The sequence below is a fragment of the Bacteroides faecalis genome (assembly GCF_003865075.1).
Taxonomy (GTDB): domain Bacteria; phylum Bacteroidota; class Bacteroidia; order Bacteroidales; family Bacteroidaceae; genus Bacteroides; species Bacteroides faecalis.
In genome coordinates this window covers 1-23,716 of sequence record NZ_BHWB01000019.1, presented here as the reverse complement: position 1 = coordinate 23,716, position 23,716 = coordinate 1, and the positions used below count along the sequence as shown (strand labels likewise).

Below are 23,716 nucleotides of genomic sequence, written 5' to 3'. Positions count from 1 at the left end.
AAAAAGAGAAAAGAAAACTACGTCGGCCGGATGTTTTTGTGAAGAGAAAAAATGGGAGAAAATATGGTAAGGAAAATGTTTTTTTGGAGAGGCGGAAAATGCAAGCTTTAGTTTTTGCCCAAGAAAAAAGTTTTTTTAATCCAAATAATCGGGGAATGTAGGTGGATAGATTGACTTGTTTGTTATTATCAGGTTGGGGTATTTTGCAGGATGATAATGGTCCCGTATGGTTGATGTGCAGAAAATAATTAAGCGTTGGTGTTTATGTTGTTAATAGCTAAGTTATGGATTAGTAACATCTGGTGCTAATGCCGGTAATGTTTGTGCTGATGGCTTTTGCTCTCTAACCCCTGGGCTGAATATCTTTGGACTGTGGACCAGAGATTTCTGAGACATGGTCTTACAGTTTGTTAGGTGCGGGCTGAGCAACTACTACCCCGGGGGTTACTGTTGTTTACCCCCCCCAGGATGAAATAGAACTCTATACCTGAATGATTTTTATTGAATGTTAGTAAGACTGAAATAATTGCGAAACTCGTTGGCTGAATGCGGGATTTTAACTATCTTTGCAGCTTAAATAAATGCGTCTTTTTAAGTTAAGAAAAAACATGATTCGAAAAATAATAATTGCTCTTTGGATCTTATTCGCAGTTGTTGTGGTGGCTGTTGCCACTATCTTTATTTCCATCTCAGAAGGTTGGATAGGGTATATGCCTCCTGTAGAGGAATTGGAAAATCCGAACTATAAATTTGCTACGGAAATCTTCTCGGAAGACGGGAAGGTGATGGGAACATTCTCCGTTGAAAAAAATAATCGTGTGTATAGCAGCTATTCTGACCTGTCACCGTATATCATCAATGCATTGATTGCTACGGAGGATGTCCGTTTTCCGAAGCATTCCGGTATTGATGCAAAGGCTCTTACCAGAGCAATTATAAAACGTGGATTATTTGGTCAGGAAAGTGCAGGTGGAGGTAGTACTATTTCGCAACAACTTGCTAAACAGCTTTTTACGAAAGAAGTGGCGAGCAATACATTGCAACGTCTTTTGCAAAAACCGATTGAATGGGTCATTGCTGTGAAACTGGAACGTTACTACACGAAAGAAGAGATTCTCACACTGTATCTTAACAAGTTTGATTTTCTAAATAACGCTGTAGGCATTAAAACCGCAGCATACACATATTTCGGCTGTGAGCCGAAGGACTTGAAGATTGAACAGGCGGCTATGCTGATAGGAATGTGTCAGAATCCGTCACGATATAACCCTGTGTCCAGGAACCAAAAAATACGCGATAATTCGTTGGGACGTCGTAATGTGGTTCTCTCGCAGATGTGCAAGGCCGGATATATTACGACAGCAGAACGTGACTCTTTGCAGGCTCTTCCGCTGAAATTGGCTTATAATCGTGTAGACCACAAAGAAGGATTGGCAACCTATTTTCGTGAATATCTCCGTATGATCATGACTGCTTCAAAACCTGATAAAAGTAATTATCGTGGTTGGCAAATGCAGAAATTCTATGAAGATTCCATCGCTTGGGAGACAGATCCATTGTACGGCTGGTGCAAGAAAAATAAAAAGAAAGACGGTACAAACTATAACATCTACACTGACGGGTTGAAGATTTATACCACAATTGACTCACGTATGCAGCAATATGCTGAAGAAGCAGTCAGTGAACATTTGGGTGAAACTCTGCAACCTCAGTTCTTTAAAGAGAAGGTAGGTAGTAAAAATGCACCGTATGCCAGAGCTTTGCCTGCGTCAAAAGTAGAAGATTTGCTGAACAGAGCTATGAAACAAAGCGAACGTTATAATGTGATGAAGGGTGCGGGAGCTTCAGATGAGGAGATCCGTAAAGCATTCAATAAACCGGAAGAAATGACGGTTTTCTCCTGGGCGGGACCAAAGGATACTATTATGACTCCGATGGATTCTATCCGTTATTACAAACATTTCTTGCGTACAGGTTTCATGTCGATGGATCCAATGAACGGTCATGTAAAGGCATATGTGGGTGGTCCCGATTATGTTAATTTCAAATACGACATGGCAATGGTTGGACGCCGTCAGGTTGGCTCCACTATCAAACCGTATTTGTACACATTGGCTATGGAAGATGGATTTTCACCTTGCGATCAGGTACGTCATGTGGAACAAACACTGATTACTGAGACTGGAGAGCCATGGACACCGCGTAACGCCAACAACAAGCGTTATGGAGAAATGGTGACTTTGAAATGGGGACTTGCTAACTCGGATAACTGGATTTCGGCTTATTTGATTAATAAAGTCACTCCACAGGCATTAGTTCGATTGATCCATAGCTTTGGTGTGCGCAATAAAGATATTCCAGCAGTATATTCACTCAGTCTCGGAGCTTGTGAAATCTCTGTCGGCGAGATGGTGAGTGCTTACACAGCATTCGTCAATAAAGGAGTACGGGTATCTCCATTGTTTGTTACTCGTATTGAAGATAGTGAAGGTAATGTTATATCTACATTTGCTCCACAGATGAATGAAGTAATTAGCCTTTCAAGTGCCTATAAAATGCTTGTTATGTTGCGCGCTGTTATCAACGAAGGAACCGGAGGACGTGTTCGTCGTTATGGAATTACTGCCGATATGGGTGGTAAAACAGGAACAACCAATGATAACTCCGATGCTTGGTTTATGGGTATTACCCCATCGCTGGTATCCGGTTGTTGGGTAGGAGGAGATGAACGCGATATTCACTTTGGTGCCATGAGCAACGGACAAGGTGCTGCTGCTGCATTGCCTATTTGGGCTAAATACATGAAGAAAGTATATGATGATCCGAATTTAGGATATAGCCAGAAACAAACGTTCGATCTTCCGGAAGGGTTTGATCCGTGTGGTGATGATTCGGAACTTCCGGATGAAGGAATCATTGAAGAAAGCGGATTGGATGACTTGTTTAATTGATAATGGATAATAATCCCACTCATCATCAGTGTATAGTTTGCATAGGAAGCAATTACCACAAAAGGGAGAATCTGGCTTTTGCACGACAGAAGTTGTCGGAGTTGTTTTCTGCTATTTGTTTTGCACCAGAGCAGGAAACCCAACCATTGTATTTTAAAAATCAGACGTTATTCTCCAATCAGGTTGCCATATTCTTTTCTGAAAAAAGAGAGGAAGAGGTGATAAAAATACTGAAAGAGATAGAACGTTTTGCCGGGAGACAACCGGGGGATAAAGAAGAAGAAAAAGTATGTCTCGATATTGACTTGCTTTTATATGATAACCGAATTTTAAAACCGGAAGATTGGGAACGGGAATATGTGCAACAATCATTATCCAGTCTCCATTTTCCATTATGTATTAAATAGATGAAATTTCTGGGAATTATACCTGCCCGTTACGCATCCACCCGTTTTCCTGCAAAACCGTTGGCTATGTTGGGTGGCAAAACAGTTATACAGTGTGTATATGAACAAGTAGCGGGTGTGTTGGATGATGCTTATGTGGCTACTGATGACGAACGTATTGAAGCTGTTGTAAAAGCCTTCGGTGGAAAAGTTGTGATGACTTCTGTCGATCATAAAAGTGGTACGGACCGTTGTTACGAAGCTTGTATGAAGATTGGTGGTGGCTTTGATGTGGTAGTCAATATACAAGGAGACGAACCTTTTATCCAACTTTCGCAACTGAATGCTGTAAAAGCCTGCTTTGAAGATCCTACTACACAGATTGCTACGTTGGTGAAACCGTTTACCGCCGAGGATACATTTGCTGCTTTGGAGAATGTAAACTCTCCGAAAGTAGTGGTCAATAAGAACTGGAATGCGTTGTATTTCAGCCGTTCTATCATTCCTTATCAACGTAATGCCGACCAAGCGGATTGGTTGAAGAACCATACTTATTACAAACATATCGGTTTGTATGCTTATCGTACGGAAGTATTAAAAGAGATCACCGCTTTACCGCAATCTTCTCTGGAACTGGCGGAATCGTTGGAGCAACTCCGTTGGTTAGAGAATGGATATAAAATAAAGGTGGGAATCAGTGAAGTAGAAACTATTGGCATTGATACTCCTCAAGACCTTGAACGCGCAGAAGAATTTCTGAAAAACAGATTATAAACATGGATCGTACAATACAACCTGAAATACAAGCCCAGAAGGACTTTAGAATACTTCCTCCTGTCCGGACTACTTTGCCGAATGGTATTCCATTGGCTGTGATCAATGCAGGAGAACAGGAAGTGGTGCGTATGGATATTCTTTTTGCCGGGGGACGCTGGCATCAGTCTCAGAAGTTACAGGCATTGTTTACTAACCGGATGTTGCGTGAAGGTACACGTAAATATACAACTGCCACGATTGCTGAAAAACTGGATTATTATGGTTCATGGCTTGAACTTTCCAGTTCATCGGAGTATGCCTATTTTACGATTTATTCGTTAAATAAGTATGTAGCTGAAACGTTGGAAGTGGTGGAATCCATGATTAAGGAACCCCTCTTCCCTGAAAAAGAGTTGAACACTATTATAGATACTAATATACAGCAATATTTAGTAAATAGTTCGAAGGTTGATTTTTTGGCGCAACGTAGCCTGATGCAAGCGCTCTATGGAGAACTGCATCCATGCGGACAGATTGTTGTGGAAGAAGATTATCGTGCTATCAAACCGGAAGTGCTGCGTAGCTTTTACCAAGAGTATTATCATTCGGGCAATTGTTCCATCTTCCTGTCGGGCAAAGTAACTCCGGAGATTATCCGGCGAGTAACGGATGCATTCGGATATCCTTTCGGAATGCATCAGCAGAAGGCTGTTCGACCTGAGTTTTCTTTTACTACCATTCCTGAAAAACGAATTTTTACGGAGCGGGAAGATGCTTTGCAAAGTGCTGTGAAAATGGGTTGCACTACCATCACCCGGACACATCCTGATTACTTGAAGTTGCGTGTTCTGATGACTTTGTTCGGAGGATATTTCGGCAGTCGCCTGATGTCTAATATTCGTGAAGAGAAGGGATATACTTACGGCATTTCGGCTGGAATCATGTCTTATCCGGATAGTGGTTTGCTGGGTATCTCAACGGAAACGGCCAACGAAAATGTGGAACTGTTGATACAGGAAGTTTATCATGAAATAGACAGATTGCATCAAGAGCCTGTTGCTTTGGAAGAGCTAACAATGGTACGTAACTATATGCTGGGAGAGATGTGCCGTAATTATGAATCGCCTTTTTCATTGTCGGATGCATGGATATTTATCGCTACGTCCGGTCTGGATGATGAATATTTTTCCCGTTCTTTGCAGGCTGTCAATGAGGTCACGACGCAGGAAATTCAGGAATTAGCACAACGCTATTTGTGCAAAGAGACATTAAAAGAGGTCATTGCAGGTAAAAAGTTGTCATAATTTGCTTTCCGGTAGGGTAGTTTTTGGTAGAGAAATTGTATCTTTGTCCAAATTGTAATTTTAAGCATAATAGCACACCAATGAGGAAATATCTATATACTACACTTTTTCTTGTTCTTATTGCCCAAGGGGGAGTGATGGCTCAAGACACAATCAGCACTAACAAAGGAGGCGGATTTTTTGAGAAACTGAAAGGCACATTCTCTTCGGAATTAAAAATCGGGAACTATACATTCAAAGACGGTAGCGTATATACCGGAGAAATGAAAAGCCGTAAACCAAATGGTAAAGGGAAAACTGTTTTTAAGAACGGTGATGTCTATGAGGGGGAATATGTGAAAGGTAAGCGCGAAGGTTATGGCATTTACTCTTTTCCTGATGGGGAGAAATATGAAGGGCAGTGGTATCAGGACCAGCAACATGGAAAAGGTATTTATTACTTTATGAATAACAACCGCTACGATGGTATGTGGTATCAGGACTACCAGCAGGGTGAAGGTACCATGTATTATCATAACGGAGACTTGTACGTAGGACATTGGGCAAATGATAAGCGTGAAGGTGAAGGTACTTACACGTGGGCAAATGGGGCCCAATATAACGGTCAGTGGAAGAATGACAAGAAAAACGGTAAAGGTACTATGGTCTGGGATGACAGCTCGAAGTACGACGGTGATTGGAAAGATGATGTCCGTCATGGAAAAGGAGTTTTTGAATATATCAACGGAGATAAATACGAAGGTGACTGGAAAGATGATATCCAGCATGGAAAAGGTACTTATCATTTTCATACAGGCGACCGTTATGAAGGTTCTTATCTCTTGGGAGAGCGTACGGGAGAGGGAGTCTACTATCACGCCAATGGTGATAAATATGTAGGAAACTTCAAAGATGGTATGCAGGATGGCAAAGGTACATTTACCTGGGCGAACGGTGCTGTTTATGAAGGAGAATGGAAAGATAATAAACGTCAGGGTCATGGTATGTATAAGTGGAGCAATGGAGACGTTTATGAAGGTGAATGGAAAGACAATCGTCCGAATGGCCAGGGTACTCTCAATACCATTTCTGGAATGCAATATAAAGGTGGTTTTAAAGATGGGCTGGAAGATGGTCAGGGCGTACAGGTTGATAAGGACGGAAATCGCTTTGAGGGCTTCTTTAAACAAGGGAAAAAAGACGGTCCTTTCGTTGAAACGGATAAGGATGGAAAGCTGATCAAGAAAGGTACTTACAAGAACGGAAGATTAGCAAATTAGTATTTGTATAATAAGAAGATTTAGATAAAAGAGTCTAATGGAGATTGTACTTCATTAGACTCTTTTTTTGCTATACTTTTTTAATTAAATGAGTGATGCTATTAAAGAAGGAGCAATAACATTCTAAAGAAAGTTACTTTATAAGACAAAGGGTGCGAAAAATCTTTTCCGCACCCTTTGTCTTATAAAGTCTTTGTTTTTTAGATAATGTACTGTGAACTGATAGACTCATTGCTTACAACTCGTCTGATTGTTTCAGCAAACATATCGGCAATACTTAATTGTTTTACCTTTGCACATTTCTTAGTATAAGGAATACTGTCAGTAAATACCATTTCAGTCAAACCTGACTCCTGTACACGGAAAGAAGCAGGGTCAGACATTACGCAATGGCTGGCGATAGCGCGTACAGACGCTGCTCCAGCTTCCATCATAATGTTTGCAGCTTTGGTGATTGTTCCTGCGGTATCTACGATATCGTCGATCAACACGACATTCTTGCCTTTCACGTCACCAATGATTTGCATAGAAGCAACTTCATTTGCTTTTTCACGTGATTTATTGCAAAGTACCAAAGGTACGCCAAGATATTTAGAAAAAGTGCTGGCACGTTTTGAACCTCCTACGTCCGGTGTAGCAATCACCAGTTCTTCCAATTTCAAAGACTGAATATATGGGAGGAATACGGCAGAAGCATACAAGTGATCAACCGGAATATTAAAGAAACCTTGGATCTGGTCTGCATGCAAATCCATAGTAATCAAGCGGTCGATACCTGCTACTGCAAGCAGATCAGCTACCAATTTAGCGCCGATAGATACACGTGGTTTGTCTTTTCTGTCCTGACGAGCCCATCCGAAGTAAGGGATGACAGCTACAACTGTTTTTGCTGATGCACGTTTGGCTGCATCAATCATCAGGAGAAGTTCCATTAAATTGTCTGAATTTGGGAAAGTAGATTGGACTAGGAATACATTGGAACCACGAATCGATTCTTCGTAAGAAACTGCAAATTCACCATCTGCAAAATGGGTGATGTTCATATTTCCTAGAGGACAATTTAGGCTTGCGCAGATTTTCTCTGCGAGATATCTCGAGTTCGTTCCCGAGAATACCATAAAGGGTGCTTTTTCGCTCATTGTGTAATAGTTGTTACCTATTTGTTAATTTGCCTGCAAAGGTAGGAATTTCTCTTATCATTTTGAAAGACTTACTACAGAAAAAATAATTTTCCCTCCAACTTATCGGAAATATTCGTAGATTTGCGTATCGATAGTTGGATGATTGTTAATGGAAAACCGATAATGAATGATGGGAAAGTATTCTTTAAGTAATAATAGAGAGCTAATGATGGGAAATGAAAGGCGGCGTAATTCATTTTCAATGGTGCCTTTTTCGTTATCCGTTATTTTCTTTCCGTTGAGTTTTCTGTTATTGCTTTCCGTCCTTTTCTCATGCACCGATATGGTTCCTACCAAAGAAGTGCGATTGATCGATTCATTGAATGGTAAAGCTTATGTTTATCGATATAGAAATCTGGATTCCTCTTATAAATATGCAGATCAGGCTTATCGAAAAATAAGCTTATATAAATCAGGGAAAGCAGAAGCATCGAATAATCTTGGTTTTTGTGCTTTTATGAATATGGATTTCGAACGTGCCGAAGCTTACCATAAGGAAGTATATAAGCTTACCAAGAATGAATTGGAATTACTGATTGCCGATATCGGATTGATGAAGATATGTCAACGGACGTCCATGAATAAAGAGTTTTATGACTACCGTAACAGTGCCCTTCGGCGCATGAAGCGTATACGGGAAGAAAGTGATCTTTTTGCCGATCGCCATGAGACACTTCGTTTGAATTATGCATTTACGGAATTTTTTATCGTCTCATCCATTTATTACTATTATCTCCAGCAACGTCAAGAAGCGATGACTTCTCTTGATAGTATTACGGAGGAGGCATTAGAGGATACGAACCAATTACTTTATTATCATTATATCAAAGGGTCAGCCTCGCTTGTCGAAGCTGATACTCCGGAAGAAAGAAAATTGAATGAATTTGAAGAACTTTATACGACGTGGAAATTGGCTGTTCAAAGTAATCATCCTTATTTTGAAGGTAACAGTCTACAGGCATTGGCTAACATGATGGCTTCTCCCGCTAATTTTGAGTTCTTTCGTACTAGAAGAATACATGGGTTGGAACAGTTTGGATTTCCAGTAGATACATTGTTACCTTTCCGTATGGCTCAGGTAGCACTTGAAAAATTTCGCGACTATAAAGATTTATATCAGATTGCTGGAGCTTATGTGACTATCGGTAAATACCTGAATGAACATGGATGTTATTCAGAAGCATTGGATACACTTACGAAAGCGTTAGATTGTGTGAATCATCATCATATACGTTATTATCACCATGAGGCGGATTCATTAGATAACCTGCTTCCTTATTCGGAAGGAGATACTATTTTTACTGGAGTTCCATGGTTTGGGCACGAACATGTAAAAACTGTTCCGGAATGGATTTCACGTATTCGGGAACAACTGAGTGTCTCATATGCCGGACTGGGAGTGAAGTATGCATCAAATTATAACCGGAATGTATATTTGGATATTTTGAAATATACCCGTCAGGATAAGGAACTTGAAAGTCGAAGGCTTTCATTAGAAGCAGATTCCAGACAAATGACAATCGTGTTGTTTTTGGTTATTGCGGGACTGATATTGGTGATTATTCTTTGCTGGTTTTTCAATAAACGATCCAAAGTGAAAAATCAAGTTGATGTAGCGCGTTTGCAACATATTCTGTCTCTCTGTCGTGATATCACTTCATCTATTCCAATGAATGTTCCATTAATTCAAGAGGGAATCGATCAATTATTCGGGAAGGGACGTTTGACTTTAGAAGTTCATGAAGAAAAAAAAGCTTTACTTGTACCTTTACATCGGCTGCATCATGATGAGAAGGCTTTGGTACATTTGCTAGAACCTTATATAGAATGGGCGGTTGATAATGAACAAATGTTGGAAGCGTTAAGCGAAGAGCGAATGCAGCTAGAGAAACAGCGATATGTTTATGAGCAACATATTGCCAGTAACAAACGGCAAAATCTTATAAAAAAGGCGTGTCTGGCAATTGTGGACGGTATCAATCCGTATATTGACCGTATCTTGAATGAGGTACATAAATTGACGGAAAGAGGGTATATTGACAATGAAGAGATAAAGAAAGAGAAGTATCAATATATCGATGAGTTAGTTACAACGATCAATGAATATAACGATATTCTTGCTCTTTGGATTAAGATGAAGCAAGGTACGCTTAGCCTGAATATTGAAACGTTCAGTCTGAATGAACTGTTTGATCTGTTGGGTAAGGGCAGGAGAGCTTTTGAAATGAAAAAGCAGAAACTTGAAATAGAACCTACTAAGGCTATGGTGAAGGCCGATCGTGCACTGACTTTGTTTATGATCAATACATTGGCTGAAAATGCTCGTAAATATACTCCTGAAGGTGGAACTATTAAAGTATATGCCACTACTACAGAAAACTATGTTGAGATTTCTGTTGAAGATAACGGTCGTGGAATTTCTGCCGAAGATATATCTCATATCATTGGTGAAAAGGTATATGATTCACGTGCTATCGGTATGAAGGAAGCAATCGATCCGGAAGAACTGAAAGAGAATAAAGGAAGTGGATTCGGATTAATGAATTGTAAGGGAATCATAGAGAAATATAAGAAAACTAATGAACTGTTTCATGTTTGTTTATTCGATGTAACAAGTGAACCGGGGAAAGGAAGCCGTTTTTATTTTCGTCTTCCTACGGGAGTACGTAAAGTAATTAGTGTACTACTTTGCTTGTTGCTACCTACTTGGATAGGATCTTGTATATATGATCCGATTCCTCCAATATTACAAGGAAATGATTCAATAGTGATAGTTACTGATTCTGCTTATAATGTATTGTTGGATGAAGCTTCTGCTTATGCAGATATTGCTTATGAAGCAAATAAAAATGGACAGTATGCGGATGCATTACATTATATTGATTCAGCGATTATATTGCTAAATGAACATCATTGGGAGTATGCAGATTCGTTGCATTCGAAACGATATATGAAACTGATTGGTGAGGGAATACCTGCCGAGATTCAGTGGTGGAATGATTACTTTGATTCGGACTATCATGTTATTCTGGATATAAGGAATGAAGCGGCAGTTGCTTTTCTGGCATTGAACCAGTTAGAGGGATACAATTATAATAACTCCGCATATACTGATTTGTATAAATTACAAGGAGAGGACCAATCACTGGAAGGATATTGCCGGCAGTTGGAACGTTCGAATACAAACAAAACGGTGGGTATCATTCTATGTGTAATCTTATTAGTGGCTTCTTTGATTGGTTATTATTTATTGTATATGCGGAAGCGGGTGCAAAACCGGTTGAATCTGGAGCAGGTGCTTGAGATTAATCAGAAAGTGTTTGCCGCTTCTTTACTCAGACCACAGGAGAATGCCGAAGCTCTTCAACGAGAAGAAGATACTTTGAAAGAAATCCCGCAACGAATTGTAAAAGAAGCTTTTGGTGCAGTAAATGAGTTGCTGACAATTGAAAGAATGGGGATTGCTGTATATAATGAAACGACACACCGGTTGGAATATGCTTCAAGTAATGGTCAGGAAATGCCGGAGATGGTACAACAGTGTTTTGATACTTGTGAATACCTTTCTGTACAACATTCCCAAGCGATACCATTGATGATAGAAGTGGGTGGAGACCACCAATACGTGGGAGTATTTTATCTGGAGCGTAGGGAAGGGACGGAACAAGAAACGGATCGTTTACTATTCGAACTGGTAGCCCGTTATGTAGCTATTGTAGTATTTAATGCTGTGGTTAAACTGGCTACGAAATATCGGGATATTGAATCTGCACATGAAGAAACACGTCGTGCCTCATGGGAAGATAGTATGCTCCATGTACAGAATATGGTGCTTGACAACTGTCTTTCTACTATCAAGCACGAGACAATCTATTATCCTAATAAGATAAAACAGATCATCGGACGGTTAAATACGCAGCAACTCTCGGAAAAAGAAGAACGGGAGGCAATAGAGACAATTACGGAGTTGATTGAATATTATAAAGGAATATTCACTATTTTGAGTTCTTGTGCTTCCCGACAGTTGGAAGAGGTTACTTTCCGGAGGACCACCATCTCAGTGCAAGAGCTTTTTGATACTGCTGCAAAATATTTCCGAAAAGTGAATAAAAACCAGATCGAGAAACTGGAATTAGTGATAGAACCGATAGATGCGAAAGTTATAGGTGATGTAAATCAGCTACGTTTCTTGTTTGAGAATTTGATCGATGAAGCTTTGACAGTTCACGAAGAGGGAATTATCCGTATACAAGCCTGTAAGGAGGATGAATATATCCGTTTTCTTTTTACGGATACACGACGTGAAAAGAGTATAGAAGAATTGAATCAATTATTCTACCCAAATCTGGCCCGTATGACTTCCGGAGAAAAAGGGGAATTAAGGGGTACTGAATATTTGGTGTGTAAACAGATTATTCGAGATCATGATGAATTTGCCGGTCGCAGAGGATGTCGTATCAATGCAGAACCTGCTAAAAGTGATGGATTTACAGTCTATTTTACTATTCCGCGTAGATAATAAGGAACATATATAAGTTATTTGATAAAGAAAAATGGAAGAGCAAAAATTTAAGGTTATTATTGTTGAGGATGTAAAATTGGAGTTGAAGGGGACGGAGGAAATCTTCCGTCATGAAATTCCTAATGCAGAAGTTATTGGTACGGCTATGACCGAAGGGGAATTCTGGTCGTTGATGGAGACACAAATTCCTGATTTAGTATTGTTAGATTTAGGGTTGGGTGGTTCAACTACGATTGGAGTTGATATTTGCCGTAATATATTTAAGCGTTACAAAGGGGTTCGTGTATTGATCTTTACCGGAGAAATACTGAATGAGAAACTCTGGGTAGATGTACTGAATGCAGGTGCAGACGGCATTATCCTTAAAACCGGTGAACTGCTGACTAAAACGGATGTACAAGCTGTCATGGATGGTAAAAAACTTGTGTTTAACTATCCTATTCTGGAAAAGATTGTGGACCGCTTCAAGAAGTCGGTAGCAAATGATGCTAAACGGCAAGAAGCTGTGATTAGCTATGATATTGATGAATATGACGAACGTTTTCTTCGCCATCTGGCTTTGGGATTTACCAAAGATATGATTGCTAATTTGAAAGGAATGCCTTTTGGAGTGAAATCGTTGGAAAAACGACAGAATGATCTTATCGGTCGTCTTTTTCCAAACGGAGAACGGATAGGGGTGAACGCTACCCGTTTGGTAGTACGTGCTTTAGAATTACGTATTATCGATCTCGATAATCTGGAAGCTGATGAAGAGTAAATGGCGGATACCTCATCCCGCTACAATGTTCTTTCTGCTGACGTTGGCGGTCGTTTTCCTTTCATGGATATGTGACATCTATGGACTAAAGGTGACGTTACCGCAATCAGGAGAAGATATTCGTGTGCAAAGTCTGCTAAGTCCGGAAGGAATCCGGTGGTGGTTGCGGAATGCTATTGGTAACTTTACCGGATTTGCTCCTTTGGGTATGGTAATTATTGCCATGTTCGGTTTAGGAGTTGCTATACATTCCGGATTCATTGATGCATGCATTCGTATTGGGGTAGGAAAACGTCAGGGAAAAAGGAAGATTATTATATGGGTGATCATTCTGGGGCTATTGTCAAATGTGATCGGAGACGGAGGATATATCATATTGCTTCCTATTGCCGCCATGCTTTTTCAATGGGTAGGGCTTCATCCGATTGCCGGAATTGTGACGGCATATGTATCTGTAGCGTGTGGGTATAGTGCGAATATTGTGCTAAGTACGATGGACCCATTGCTGGCTCATACCACCCAAGAGGCAGCATTAGTGCAAACTGGGTATCAAGGAAATACAGAGCCTTTGTGTAATTACTTTTTTATGAGTGCTTCTACTGTAGTGATTGCAGCTATCGTATATTGGGTTACTCAGAAGTTTCTTATTCCTGTTCTGGGCAAATATGAAGGTAGTGTGAGAATGGAAGCTTACCGACCTTTATCTCGCAAAGAGCGTCGGGCATTGACACTTGCTATTATTGTGGCAGGGATTTATACGACGCTTATTCTATGGTTAACTTTTTCTTCTTACGGTATTCTGCGTGGAGTTAATGGTGGACTGATGCACTCACCTTTTATTGCTGGTATTTTGTTTTTGCTCTCTTTGGGAGCTGGTTTTACGGGAATGGCCTATGGATTTGGTTCCGGACGTTATCGTAGCGATAATGATGTGATTGACGGACTTACCCAACCAATAAAGTTATTAGGGGTATATTTTGTGATTGCTTTTTTTGCTGCACAAATGTTTGCTTGCTTTGAATATTCTCATTTGGATAAATGTTTCGCTATCATGGGGGCAGAACTACTATCTTCTTTCGAGCCGTCTCCACTATTGACACTTGTTCTGTTTATTTTATTCACAGCATTGATTAATCTGATCATGGTGTCTGCTACTTCCAAATGGGCATTTATGTCTTTTATCTTTATCCCTATGTTTGCTCAAATGGGGATTACGCCTGATGTGACACAGTGCGCTTTTCGTATAGGGGATAGCTCAACGAATGCTATAACACCGTTCTTATTTTATATGCCTTTAGTTCTAACTTATATGCGTCAGTATGACAAACAGATCACTTATGGCTCTTTGTTAAAATACACGTGGAGGTATTCGTTGTGCATTTTAGTTGTATGGACTGCTTTGTTTGTTATTTGGTATTTACTGAAGTTACCAATGGGTTTATAAGTAATTGGTACATAGAGATAAAGAAAAAAGTAGGTAAAAAAGTAATAGAAAATTTTTGTGATTACATAAAAAACACTACCTTTGCAACCGCAAATAAGGATGGTTCCGTAGCTCAGCTGGATAGAGCAACGCCCTTCTAAGGCGTGGGTCAAGCGTTCGAATCGCTTCGGAATCACATAAGAAAATCGCAAATAGCTGATTTAAAAGCTTTTGCGGTTTTTGTTTTATTCTTCTTGCACAACATTTGCACAACTCATACCTATACATCTATTATTATACGTGCCGTAATGACTACGAAAAAACCGGATCAATGTAAAAATCTGAGGGATTTTTGCTTTATACATATAATTTGGTAAGTCTGTATAAAAAGAATGCTTTATCTCTTACTCCTCTGAATTGTGCCCTAAATGCTTTAATTTTTGCGTTAAATGATTCTGCCGCTGCATTGGTAGATCTCTTTTCAAAGAAGTTTATAATATTCAGATAATGGGTTTGTATTGAGCGTGCCACTCTTCCAAAAGTCAGGAATCCGGACTTATCCACCTCGTTATACCACTGGGCAAGTCTTGTTAAAGCGATACAATCTATTCGGGGTGATGTTTGGTGTATGTTCATAATAGTATTTTAAATAAATCCTGTAATTGCTGTTTGGGCTAATATCAATATTATAAATTGCCTATTCATTACACACGTGCGTATGAGATAAGACTTTTTTAGTGAATAAGTCGGTTATCTTCATACACACGTTATAGACCATTGTAAAGGGGTCGTTATTTTGCCGACCCCCACCCAAAGTGACGTACAATCTTACTTTGTCTTGCTGTTACTAGATAAACACTGATTATATCCTCTAATTTGATAATGTAGTCTTGATATTTGGGGTTGAGGCTATGACATTGTACTGCATCTTCTTCAACGTAACCAGTGACTTGTTTAACTAGGTAGCCGTCTTTTGTCTTAATTACCCAGAAATCGTCCGGTTTACTTGTTATACTACTCTTAAAATTGTCAATACTATAAGCCTCTACGAATACATAGCATCCTTGTGGAAGGCTTTCGTTACTTCCATTGTCCATACTATCACCTTCTATACTGAAAGCGATTACTTTTGATTCTGTCATAGTGTATATTTTATGATATTTGCTATTTTAAATGATCTGTATTCGCTTTTTTCTGTATCGAAGTATACTTGTAAAGTGTCGTTTTTTTTGCGCTTCTCTGTTCTTTTTGTAGATGGTAAAAGGGATTCTTTCAAAGTGCCATATGCTTCACGTATCGAACCATCCACTTTTTGAAAGTAGAACTTTACGATTCTTTTTTTCATTTGTGCTGTTAGCTTGATATTCACCCAAGCGCATTTTAACGCTTCACTCATTGAATAACCGTTTTTCTTGACCATCTGCCAAGCCAATTTCATTACTTCACGCATCTTGTTTTTTAATTCTGTTGTCATATTGTTATTTTATTAGTATTTATATCCGAAATAATTTTCCCAAAAATCAATTTCAGCCTCAAAAGAAGCAATACAATCAGCTTTGCTTTCTTCGTACATGGCGAATACTTCTGTTTCACTCATTGATAATACCTGTTGGTATTCTTGGCACATCTGGTTTAAATCTTCTTTTGTCATAAGGCTTATAACTTTAAATCGTTAGCTTTAATATTTATGATGCAAATATAACTTATCGGTTTAAATGTAGCAAATTAAATATTAATCTAAAACTTTAATTTAATATTTATTAATAAAGCGATTGCTTTAAAATCTGTTTGGTTTGCATATATTTGCAGTATCTAAAAATTAAAGTTATGGCTTTACGTATTAAAGAACTAATCAAAGAAAAGGGGACAACTGTAAAGGATTTGGCTCAAAAAATGGGAATTAGTAATGTTGGTTTAAGCCAACATATCAACGGAAACCCTAGTGTTGAAGTATTGGAAAGGATTGCATCAGCTTTAGATGTTGATATCTCAGAGTTGTTTACGCCTTCTTCCGGTGGTATTATTGGAGTGGTTCGTATAAGGGATACCAATTACAATATCAATAGTGTTTCGGATTTGTGGAATCTGGTAAGTGGGATTGAGAGAGGGGACATTTCTTTATAAGAATTAAAGAATTTATTTCTTTATCCAACTCCGTAGATTTTACGTATTTAAATATTTAATATAGAAAGACATGAAAAGAATTCTATTTTTATTGGCTATGTTGCCAATATTTATTTTCACTGAATGTTCATCAGAAGATGAAAAACCGTTACGTCCTAGTACTTATACTTTATTCTGGGAATTTAGGAGCGTTGAGCCTGTAACTGACGTTATTGTTTTTGAATACAATTCCAGTGGTGATAAAATAGCTAATAAGAGGCTGACAGAGTGTGAAGTTGGAGCTATTGAGACTTTTCAAGCAAATGACAAAGTAGTAAAAGTAAAGATCTGTATACTTATGAACTCAAAAAATAATTGGGTGCAGAATGTATATTATTTAGACGAAGGGAAAAATATAAATATATATCTTGATGAAGACGTTCTAATTGGTAGTGACGAACCTTGATGTCGGATATTGTTATCATGTTCATTTACTATTGTTGAGGAGATTTATTCTGAAAGCGCACCAATACGATGACATAATAAAATAAAGGGACGTTAGTTTATAAAGCGTCCCTTTTTAGTATCGCCTATTCGATAATACATTTCCTCACTTGTGAGTCATTTGCTTGAATGGTTCTTTTTTAAATTAGCCTACGAGGGTTTTATAAAACCATTATCTAAATAATGTCGTGCTTGCTCATATTTTGGGAATGTCAAAGCCCAATAACCAAAAGCATTATCACCAGGATAGCTAATACAGTTAAACCGTTTGTTTCTCTTGCGTTTGAACACTTCATAAACAATTGCTCCTCCTGGGAATATACGCTTGTATAAGTAAACTTCAGTTTTGGGATTATATCCAATTTGGATAAATCGATCTTTGTTCTTAATGAACTCTTTCTCTAATTCTTTAATTACTTCCATAACTTTTAAATGTTGCCCTCGCTCATTTTAAGGTGAACGAAAATGATAATCTATTCTTTTTAATATTCTTATTCGTCTCGCAGGTAAAAGTGATTATAGTTCGCTTTATTTTGGCTGAATATATTTTTTTGTTCGTTTATCTCTTCCAAACCGAACTCGATTCTAGGATTTTTCCGGTCGATCCGTTTATATGCGTTGATTTCAAAACATAGGTTATCATTCGTTATAGCCTCAACCATCTGTAGACAGTCTAACAAAGTTTTCAGGCTGTTATCTAGATCGAACCTGGTAGAACTGTGGAACACGTGTACAATCATTCGGAAACGATTTGCAATACGCTTTCCTTTGTAGATTCGGCATTGTGGCATGAAAGAACGTTCATATTCCCGGATTGTATCGTCTTTGATAATCCGTTTTTGTCCAAATGTACCCGGGACAGCTTGGTAATGATTTGCTTTGGCTATAATTTGCCCGTATATTGTTTCTATTTCCATGTTCAAACGTTATAAGTTATTTGTCGGGAAACTCCTATTTCTTTGGCATAAGCCATCACATCACCAATAGACATTCCTTTTTGGGCGTGCCTTTCTCTAAGCAATACATCTGCAATATCCCAATTATTAAGCAAACCTTCACATGTTTTACTTACTGTTACGTCTATCTGGTTACTTCTCATAATATCCGCTTTTCCTTCCCATTTTTCAAGCATTCCGCTATCAGGGTATAAGACTACCTTTTTCCCTGTTAATGGTCGGAAAACGGTAGGATCAGTCCATTTACACCCGTTGCAACCTCCTGTTGCTATCCATGTAATTTCAGGTATCAAAATAGAGCATATAAGGGCTGACTTCTCACTCTCAACAATTCCTATCCAGGATGAGGCTTTTATTAAATGGCAACCGAAGAATGTTTGCTGCAAGTTGGCTTTATAGTTTTTGAGGAGTGTTTTCCCAGCAAACCAAACTCTATCCATTGGTCTGGTATCAGGTACATACTTTTGGACTTTATCGCTCCACATCTCCACCCGGTCCTGTTTCTTCATCCGTTTTCCCGTATTGGGATTATAAGCCATAACCTTCAGTTGGCACACCTTGCCTTTTTCGTTAATTTGTGGAAAGGTGGTAGATAATCCGTCATTGTTTCTCCAGTGGCGAGATGTCCCGACATGATAAAGATCAAATACTCGGTTTGCCTCTACATTTCCGAATTCTTTAGACATAAAACGGAATAGATTGTTTTTGTCTCTGTGTGTATCTGTTGCCAATAATGAAGAAGGCAGATAAGAAACCGGATTTACTGTAGGCGGTTCCGGTTGTTTCCATGTGCTAAACTCATTCCGTTTATTGCCAGGATGTGTTTTGAAATATTCCGAAGGTGCCAAGTGGTACCCACAACGTTCTCTATTGCAACGCCCGCATGATTCATCAATAGGAATATTTCTTTCATCAACATAATAGGTAAATTCACCTTTGTGTCCACATTGCGGGCATGTGTGCCGGGTACTCATTCCGGCATATTTTTGGAGATGATATTTTGAATCGTTCATACATCAAAAAATAGGTGTATTTCACCTGTTTTTTTGTCATGTGTAAAATACACTATAAAACAGGTGTATATTTGGTGTAAATTCAGTGTATATACAGTGTATTTGGTGTAAGTGTATAGGGCTATATATATAGATAGCCCTGTACACCTGCGTACATTCCACCACCTAAAAAGGTAAATAAGAGGGCTTATCATCAATGGTTGGAAGGTGGTACATGCCTACCTCATTTTTGATAATCAATTTCTTCTCAGTGGCCGCAGACACCTTTTTCTTTGCAGCATCAATTTTGATATTTGCTATCTTCATAATCTTAGTACACAGGTCAGAGTAAGAAATCGTATTCGGTAACTTTGGCATCGAATCCTTGATGATCTGTTTCAGCTTGTCTATTTTCGACTGCTTGCCAGCATAGTTACTCGCTATAGGTAAACCTTCTACAATAGTGAAAGCAAATTCATCCGGTCGCATATCTCTCGTCTTAGCCCATTTGCATACAGTTATATCTCCATCTGCTTCTGCAAAGATTGCAGTCTCACACTTCCGCAAAGCCTCCGATCCAAGATGTCCCCGGGCTTTTTCACTTCCTACATTGGCGTGAATGACTGTCAGAACGTGGCAATCATATTCTTTTGTAAAAGCCATCAAGTCATTAATTACAGACGTTGATTGCTCCGAACTGTTAGGGTCGGCTATTAGATCACTAACTCCATCAAGAACGACAAAATCAGGATGATATAGATTCATGCACGCATAAAAGATTTTATGTCTTATTGGCGGCTGATACTCTCTCAACATGTGAATAATGATATTATCTGAATTAATGTTAGTTGGAAGCCCTGCAATGCGGTGTAGTCTCCGGCCGATCTTCGCCACGTGTCCCGGGGCTTGCTCCGTATCAATCCAAAGTAACTTTCCAGATCCGTTCGGGTTGTCTAACCCCATACAGCCGTTTTCATTCAGGAACGCCCCGGCAATACCGGAACATAGAAAGCTCTTTCTTGCACCGGGTAAACCAATAACGAAAGAAAAATTTCCCCGGGTACATACAGGTAGGTTTCCTTTTGATACGAGCATTTGTGGATCGGGTATATTTTGTGATAAGTCTAGGCGGCTACATTGAATAGCATCCATTATTTCGGATGGAATCTCAATCACAGGTTTTTCAAATTCGCTAACAATCTGTTTTATTGCTTCACTCATTGCCATTAACCTCCCAATCAATAGACATTTGCCGTTTGTCCGGCTCTAACCAGTATAATTTCCTATTATCGTCCAGACGAACGTCTTTAATATTCCAGCCTTCATCATTTCGAAGGGTAGAAATTACCCGTCTAGCGTCGTTGGAATCTGTCTCAGAGTTGATTTCCTTAGCTGTTACCTTTCGACCTGATAAGAATATAGATCGCACCTGTTGGATAATTCTATATGATTTATTACCTTTGCTCCTGCTGTTGAGGAGAAGGGTAGCCGTTGAGGCTACCTTTTTCTTTTTGTCCATATTAAGCCCCTTTCTTATTTATTGAGAATTGCATCAATTTCAGACTTTTTGTAGAATCTCTTTCCACCAACTTCTGCCGGTATTAAATACCCTGTTTTCGCCCATCTCCATAAAGTTGAACGGTCTACATGAAGTAATGATTTCACCTCATCAGGTGTCAAATAAGCCTCTTTTTGCTTTGCTGAAATAGAAGCTTCTAGCTCTTCTTTAGTAGAACGAATCAGATGATTCGCAAATTGTACTAAATCATTTGCGCCAACTGTTATAGATACATTGGCTCCGCTTTGAATAATTTCTTGAATACTCATAACTATTGCTCTTTCAATTCGTCTTTCCCCAATAGGTAGCTACTGCTATTGGTTGTTTGACGAAAGCAAAGTTAGTGTTGTGGCGTTGTGGTAAAGGTGAGGTAATTTAAAGAATTTACTAAAAAAGATCCCGCCAATATTATTAAATATCAACGGGTTACATACTTTAACATTAATTCTATTGTGGTTCGATTGTGGTCTAAGTCACCGAATAGCAAATATAATATCATCTGCCCAAGATTTTACATTTGCCCCACTACATTTTGAGGGTGTCAAATTTATGCTATTTGCTGCCTTTTTATACCACTCTTCAGGGGTTACATAATCTTTAATTATACTAATAACGAATGAGGTCTTTGCTTTTTTCGTTTCCTTTTCATTATATATACTAGAAAAATCTGCCGTAGAAACAGCCTTTATAAACTCATCAAAACCTATTTTAAAGGCGTCCCCATTACAGAAACTATATATTTGTGTTAATTTATCAATGTTATATTGATAATTAGATGGCTCATGTAGCGATTCTCCTACCTTGCCATTTGTTTTAACAAAGCGTTTGTCTCTAAAATTCTTATATTCAAAAAAATCAGGATCGCAATCACTCTTTTTTTGCAAATAATCCACAATATCAATATTGAAATCGGCAAAAATTTCTATCATAACATTCATAAATGAGATTACACTATTTTCTGTAAATGTTATATCATATCCTTTTTCATCAATCATTGCTAGGTTGTCGATTGTATTGAATAATTTTGAATCAAATTCTTTTGCAAACATACTAGCATAAAGAATACGATCATTCGCAGCTAAAGAAAATAATTTATTACGAAGCAATTCTACGCATTGAAACTCTACATCTAACGATACATCAGGAACCATGTGCTCTAAAGGGGGCTGCTCTTCTTCCCAAAGCTTCATCGGTCCTTCAGGTATTTCATCAGGGCTAATTAAATCCGTAAAGTTATTTATTGCTTCTTGAATTGCTTCCTGTGAAATTTCTTTGCTATCACGCACCTTGCTTAAAATAGAACTAATATCTTCTCTTTTGAGAATTTTATCAAGAAATTCCGGTAATTCACATTTTCCCCTTTTAGTATATCCTATCAATATATTATCAATAGCCTCGAAAAACACTGTTAGTACTTCCATTTTTACATCATTTTATAAGTTTTCATGTCTATTATTTAAATCTCATTAAACGTTATAACCCTCACATCCAAAAGCTGCACACATTAGAATAAAACGCTCTTTTAACCCCATATTGGTGTATCGGTTTACCGCACTACTATTTTTCGCATGAAGGCCGGCAGCATATTTATCAATTTGTACTTTATTCATCAAATCCACATGAGTTTTTCGAGCTAATTTGCTGCTTGCTATTTCATAAATTGGCTTATACTCGTTTGTACTCAATGATGTATTAAATATTGCAATTTTACGCTCTATCCCATAATATTCCAACAATTTCTTTATTTGATAATTATACCCTGTCTCCCCATTTCCATCCGGATAAAACGGCAATAATGCATTTTTTGAAAGTTTCCCTTTGTACTTCATTATGATGTCATAAGCTATCCGAATTATAGGTGTTCTTATTTCGGTTCGTATAAGCCCATCCCTATGTGTTTTTTGAGGTAAATAATGAATATAGGGTATTCCTTCTTCAATTCCGATGTTATCAAAAGTGAAACGTCTAAAATCTCCGACACGACAACCAAAACAACATTGTACAATAAATATATCCTTTACTCGCTGCAATGAATCCGGACAGTCCTTTACTAAAATGGCATTAAATTCCGCTTTTGTAAGAAATGCCGGCTCATCATATTGCTGCTTCATAATAGCCTCTTTTTCCTTTCCTATTTTTCGGAAGGGTGAAACAGGGATAACATCATTTCGTTCTAACTCAACCATAAAAGCCTGAATTAATAAAAGCTTCTCGGCTATTGTATTTTGGCTTCTTTCCTTTGAAGGTCTGTTTCTATTGTTCATATCAACATACAGACCGGGATATTTATCAACCAAAGTATGTTCAATACGCAGGAACTCACGAAATTTGAGAATCATATCTTTATTAAATACCTCTACCGGTTCTCCATCAATACCATTAATAATGAAAAAACGGTTTAGTTCCCGTATTACTACATCATAATGTTTCTTTCTGCCTAGACCTATAACGCCAGTATCTAACCAACCATTTACATAACGTTGGAACATCTCGCATAATGATTCTTTTTGATCTGCTACATCATATTTTTCAGGATGGAGATGTTCATCTATTAACTTCTCAAGCTTATCACTTGTCAAAGACTTATCTCCACCATACAGAGATAAAATCAGCTTCTTCCTTTCGTTATAGACGCATTGAATAATGTTCTTTCCTCCAGTTTCACCAAGCTTTTGGCCTTATACTGCTCGTTCTTAGCATCCCAAAGTGTAGGAAGCACCATAATTCGGATTTATGGAATAACTGGACATCTCTTCCGTCAGATAAACGAAATCTAACATTAACCTCTTTATCTTTCCGCCCAGTTCGAATAAATGCTTTTACAGTAGTCATATCTCATCAATTATTGGTTGTGCAAATATACTAATATTGCACAACATATTTGCAAAATTGCACAACAAAATAAAATGTCATGCAACACATATTTTAATAAATCACTGATTATCAAATATTTTTAGTTATAAAATTATTTATGAGATTTCAAAAATCGAATCGCTTCGAAATCACACAAGGTAACAGGCTGTAAATAAACAATTTACAGCCTGTTTTATTAAAGCAATGA

22 protein-coding genes, 1 tRNA gene and 1 pseudogene are annotated in these 23,716 nt (G+C 38.3%); 11 read left to right on the top strand and 13 right to left on the bottom strand.

Going from position 1 to position 23,716, the window contains the following annotated elements; all coding sequences use genetic code 11:
* The first annotated feature begins 608 nt into the window (after positions 1-608).
* The 5 genes from EJF25_RS20620 (at position 609) to EJF25_RS20600 (ending at position 6,656) form a co-directional block, all read left to right on the top strand.
* A complete protein-coding gene (locus tag EJF25_RS20620) occupies positions 609-2,951 on the top strand; it encodes a transglycosylase domain-containing protein (RefSeq protein WP_125042531.1) in 2,343 nt (780 codons plus the stop codon).
* Between the two features lie 2 nt (positions 2,952-2,953).
* Positions 2,954-3,358, top strand: a complete 405-nt coding sequence (locus tag EJF25_RS20615; protein ID WP_125042530.1) for a 2-amino-4-hydroxy-6-hydroxymethyldihydropteridine diphosphokinase — start codon at positions 2,954-2,956, stop codon at positions 3,356-3,358.
* Entirely contained in the window at positions 3,359-4,111 is a 753-nt protein-coding gene (kdsB, locus tag EJF25_RS20610) for a 3-deoxy-manno-octulosonate cytidylyltransferase (protein WP_125042529.1), read from the top strand.
* Between the two features lie 2 nt (positions 4,112-4,113).
* Positions 4,114-5,397 carry a M16 family metallopeptidase gene (locus EJF25_RS20605; RefSeq protein ID WP_125042528.1) on the top strand — a complete coding sequence of 428 codons (1,284 nt, stop codon included), beginning with the start codon at positions 4,114-4,116 and terminating at the stop codon, positions 5,395-5,397.
* An 80-nt stretch (positions 5,398-5,477) separates the two neighbouring features.
* A complete protein-coding gene (locus EJF25_RS20600; RefSeq protein WP_125042527.1) occupies positions 5,478-6,656 on the top strand; it encodes an MORN repeat-containing protein in 1,179 nt (392 codons plus the stop codon).
* Between the two features lie 200 nt (positions 6,657-6,856).
* Here EJF25_RS20600 and EJF25_RS20595 read toward each other — a convergent pair whose 3' ends face one another.
* On the bottom strand, positions 6,857-7,795 hold the full coding sequence (locus EJF25_RS20595; protein ID WP_200832959.1) for a ribose-phosphate pyrophosphokinase: 939 nt from the start codon (positions 7,793-7,795) through the stop codon (positions 6,857-6,859).
* Positions 7,796-8,120: 325 nt separating this feature from the next.
* On the opposite strand from EJF25_RS20595, the gene EJF25_RS20590 reads away from it, so the two are divergent.
* The 4 genes from EJF25_RS20590 to EJF25_RS20575 all read left to right on the top strand — a co-directional run bounded on the left by EJF25_RS20590 (position 8,121) and on the right by EJF25_RS20575 (position 14,738).
* Entirely contained in the window at positions 8,121-12,356 is a 4,236-nt protein-coding gene (locus EJF25_RS20590) for a DUF5113 domain-containing protein (RefSeq protein ID WP_125042562.1), read from the top strand.
* Between the two features lie 34 nt (positions 12,357-12,390).
* On the top strand, positions 12,391-13,119 hold the full coding sequence (locus tag EJF25_RS20585) for a DUF5932 domain-containing protein (protein ID WP_025073618.1): 729 nt from the start codon (positions 12,391-12,393) through the stop codon (positions 13,117-13,119).
* Entirely contained in the window at positions 13,109-14,563 is a 1,455-nt protein-coding gene (locus tag EJF25_RS20580) for an AbgT family transporter (protein ID WP_125042526.1), read from the top strand. Before EJF25_RS20585 ends, EJF25_RS20580 begins: the two co-directional genes overlap by 11 nt.
* A gap of 101 nt (positions 14,564-14,664) precedes the next feature.
* A tRNA-Arg gene (locus EJF25_RS20575) sits at positions 14,665-14,738 on the top strand.
* A 161-nt stretch (positions 14,739-14,899) separates the two neighbouring features.
* On the opposite strand, the pseudogene EJF25_RS20570 reads toward EJF25_RS20575, so the two are convergent.
* The 4 genes and pseudogenes from EJF25_RS20570 to EJF25_RS20555 all read right to left on the bottom strand — a co-directional run.
* Positions 14,900-15,142: pseudogene (locus EJF25_RS20570) on the bottom strand (transposase); the annotation flags it as partial.
* A gap of 191 nt (positions 15,143-15,333) precedes the next feature.
* The gene (locus tag EJF25_RS20565) at positions 15,334-15,684 is read right to left on the bottom strand and encodes a S24 family peptidase (RefSeq protein ID WP_125042525.1); all 351 of its coding nucleotides are present in this window, start codon (positions 15,682-15,684) and stop codon (positions 15,334-15,336) included.
* Positions 15,681-16,016 (bottom strand): SH3 beta-barrel fold-containing protein, encoded by a 336-nt coding sequence (locus EJF25_RS20560; RefSeq protein ID WP_125042524.1) that lies wholly within the window; start codon positions 16,014-16,016, stop codon positions 15,681-15,683. Before EJF25_RS20560 ends, EJF25_RS20565 begins: the two co-directional genes overlap by 4 nt.
* Positions 16,017-16,028: 12 nt before the next feature.
* On the bottom strand, positions 16,029-16,193 hold the full coding sequence (locus EJF25_RS20555; RefSeq protein ID WP_125042523.1) for a 1-aminocyclopropane-1-carboxylate synthase: 165 nt from the start codon (positions 16,191-16,193) through the stop codon (positions 16,029-16,031).
* Positions 16,194-16,369: 176 nt separating this feature from the next.
* Here EJF25_RS20555 and EJF25_RS20550 point away from each other — a divergent pair, with 176 nt between their 5' ends.
* Together EJF25_RS20550 and EJF25_RS20545 are read left to right on the top strand one after the other, a co-directional pair.
* Positions 16,370-16,666 carry a helix-turn-helix domain-containing protein gene (locus EJF25_RS20550; RefSeq protein WP_125042522.1) on the top strand — a complete coding sequence of 99 codons (297 nt, stop codon included), beginning with the start codon at positions 16,370-16,372 and terminating at the stop codon, positions 16,664-16,666.
* A gap of 70 nt (positions 16,667-16,736) precedes the next feature.
* Entirely contained in the window at positions 16,737-17,111 is a 375-nt protein-coding gene (locus tag EJF25_RS20545; protein WP_125042521.1) for a hypothetical protein, read from the top strand.
* A gap of 188 nt (positions 17,112-17,299) precedes the next feature.
* Here EJF25_RS20545 and EJF25_RS20540 read toward each other — a convergent pair whose 3' ends face one another.
* The 8 genes from EJF25_RS20540 to EJF25_RS20505 all read right to left on the bottom strand — a co-directional run bounded on the left by EJF25_RS20540 (position 17,300) and on the right by EJF25_RS20505 (position 23,234).
* A complete protein-coding gene (locus EJF25_RS20540) occupies positions 17,300-17,572 on the bottom strand; it encodes a hypothetical protein (protein ID WP_125042520.1) in 273 nt (90 codons plus the stop codon).
* 68 nt (positions 17,573-17,640) lie between these two features.
* Positions 17,641-18,066, bottom strand: coding sequence for a RusA family crossover junction endodeoxyribonuclease (locus tag EJF25_RS20535; RefSeq protein WP_125042519.1), 426 nt, complete (start codon positions 18,064-18,066; stop codon positions 17,641-17,643).
* 2 nt (positions 18,067-18,068) lie between these two features.
* Positions 18,069-19,118, bottom strand: coding sequence for a DUF6371 domain-containing protein (locus EJF25_RS20530; protein ID WP_125042518.1), 1,050 nt, complete (start codon positions 19,116-19,118; stop codon positions 18,069-18,071).
* A gap of 165 nt (positions 19,119-19,283) precedes the next feature.
* Positions 19,284-20,318, bottom strand: coding sequence for an AAA family ATPase (locus EJF25_RS20525; protein ID WP_125042517.1), 1,035 nt, complete (start codon positions 20,316-20,318; stop codon positions 19,284-19,286).
* Positions 20,311-20,526, bottom strand: coding sequence for an AbrB family transcriptional regulator (locus EJF25_RS20520; protein ID WP_235016882.1), 216 nt, complete (start codon positions 20,524-20,526; stop codon positions 20,311-20,313). The genes EJF25_RS20525 and EJF25_RS20520 overlap by 8 nt, the downstream gene beginning before the upstream one ends.
* A 104-nt stretch (positions 20,527-20,630) precedes the next feature.
* Positions 20,631-20,924: a helix-turn-helix domain-containing protein gene (locus tag EJF25_RS20515; protein WP_125042515.1), complete on the bottom strand. Its 294-nt coding sequence runs from the start codon at positions 20,922-20,924 to the stop codon at positions 20,631-20,633.
* A gap of 204 nt (positions 20,925-21,128) precedes the next feature.
* Complete coding sequence (locus EJF25_RS20510; RefSeq protein ID WP_125042514.1) at positions 21,129-22,076, bottom strand: hypothetical protein; 948 nt, start codon at positions 22,074-22,076, stop codon at positions 21,129-21,131.
* Between the two features lie 45 nt (positions 22,077-22,121).
* Entirely contained in the window at positions 22,122-23,234 is a 1,113-nt protein-coding gene (locus EJF25_RS20505; RefSeq protein ID WP_235016881.1) for a site-specific integrase, read from the bottom strand.
* Positions 23,235-23,716: the final 482 nt, after the last annotated feature.

Excerpts from the sequence above, each read along its gene's own strand:
- EJF25_RS20540 (WP_125042520.1), bottom strand. The coding sequence starts at position 17,572 with ATGGAAGTAATTAAAGAATTAGAGAAAGAGTTCATTAAGAACAAAGAT.
- kdsB (WP_125042529.1), top strand. The coding sequence starts at position 3,359 with ATGAAATTTCTGGGAATTATACCTGCCCGTTACGCATCCACCCGTTTT.
- EJF25_RS20530 (WP_125042518.1), bottom strand. The coding sequence starts at position 19,118 with ATGAACGATTCAAAATATCATCTCCAAAAATATGCCGGAATGAGTACC.
- EJF25_RS20605 (WP_125042528.1), top strand. The coding sequence starts at position 4,114 with ATGGATCGTACAATACAACCTGAAATACAAGCCCAGAAGGACTTTAGA.
- EJF25_RS20550 (WP_125042522.1), top strand. The coding sequence starts at position 16,370 with ATGGCTTTACGTATTAAAGAACTAATCAAAGAAAAGGGGACAACTGTA.
- EJF25_RS20590 (WP_125042562.1), top strand. The coding sequence starts at position 8,121 with ATGGTTCCTACCAAAGAAGTGCGATTGATCGATTCATTGAATGGTAAA.
- EJF25_RS20535 (WP_125042519.1), bottom strand. The coding sequence starts at position 18,066 with ATGGAAATAGAAACAATATACGGGCAAATTATAGCCAAAGCAAATCAT.
- EJF25_RS20585 (WP_025073618.1), top strand. The coding sequence starts at position 12,391 with ATGGAAGAGCAAAAATTTAAGGTTATTATTGTTGAGGATGTAAAATTG.
- EJF25_RS20615 (WP_125042530.1), top strand. The coding sequence starts at position 2,954 with ATGGATAATAATCCCACTCATCATCAGTGTATAGTTTGCATAGGAAGC.
- EJF25_RS20510 (WP_125042514.1), bottom strand. The coding sequence starts at position 22,076 with ATGGAAGTACTAACAGTGTTTTTCGAGGCTATTGATAATATATTGATA.
- EJF25_RS20560 (WP_125042524.1), bottom strand. The coding sequence starts at position 16,016 with ATGACAACAGAATTAAAAAACAAGATGCGTGAAGTAATGAAATTGGCT.
- EJF25_RS20545 (WP_125042521.1), top strand. The coding sequence starts at position 16,737 with ATGAAAAGAATTCTATTTTTATTGGCTATGTTGCCAATATTTATTTTC.
- EJF25_RS20525 (WP_125042517.1), bottom strand. The coding sequence starts at position 20,318 with ATGAGTGAAGCAATAAAACAGATTGTTAGCGAATTTGAAAAACCTGTG.
- EJF25_RS20580 (WP_125042526.1), top strand. The coding sequence starts at position 13,109 with ATGAAGAGTAAATGGCGGATACCTCATCCCGCTACAATGTTCTTTCTG.
- EJF25_RS20620 (WP_125042531.1), top strand. The coding sequence starts at position 609 with ATGATTCGAAAAATAATAATTGCTCTTTGGATCTTATTCGCAGTTGTT.
- EJF25_RS20595 (WP_200832959.1), bottom strand. The coding sequence starts at position 7,795 with ATGAGCGAAAAAGCACCCTTTATGGTATTCTCGGGAACGAACTCGAGA.
- EJF25_RS20515 (WP_125042515.1), bottom strand. The coding sequence starts at position 20,924 with ATGAGTATTCAAGAAATTATTCAAAGCGGAGCCAATGTATCTATAACA.
- EJF25_RS20600 (WP_125042527.1), top strand. The coding sequence starts at position 5,478 with ATGAGGAAATATCTATATACTACACTTTTTCTTGTTCTTATTGCCCAA.
- EJF25_RS20555 (WP_125042523.1), bottom strand. The coding sequence starts at position 16,193 with ATGACAAAAGAAGATTTAAACCAGATGTGCCAAGAATACCAACAGGTA.
- EJF25_RS20565 (WP_125042525.1), bottom strand. The coding sequence starts at position 15,684 with ATGACAGAATCAAAAGTAATCGCTTTCAGTATAGAAGGTGATAGTATG.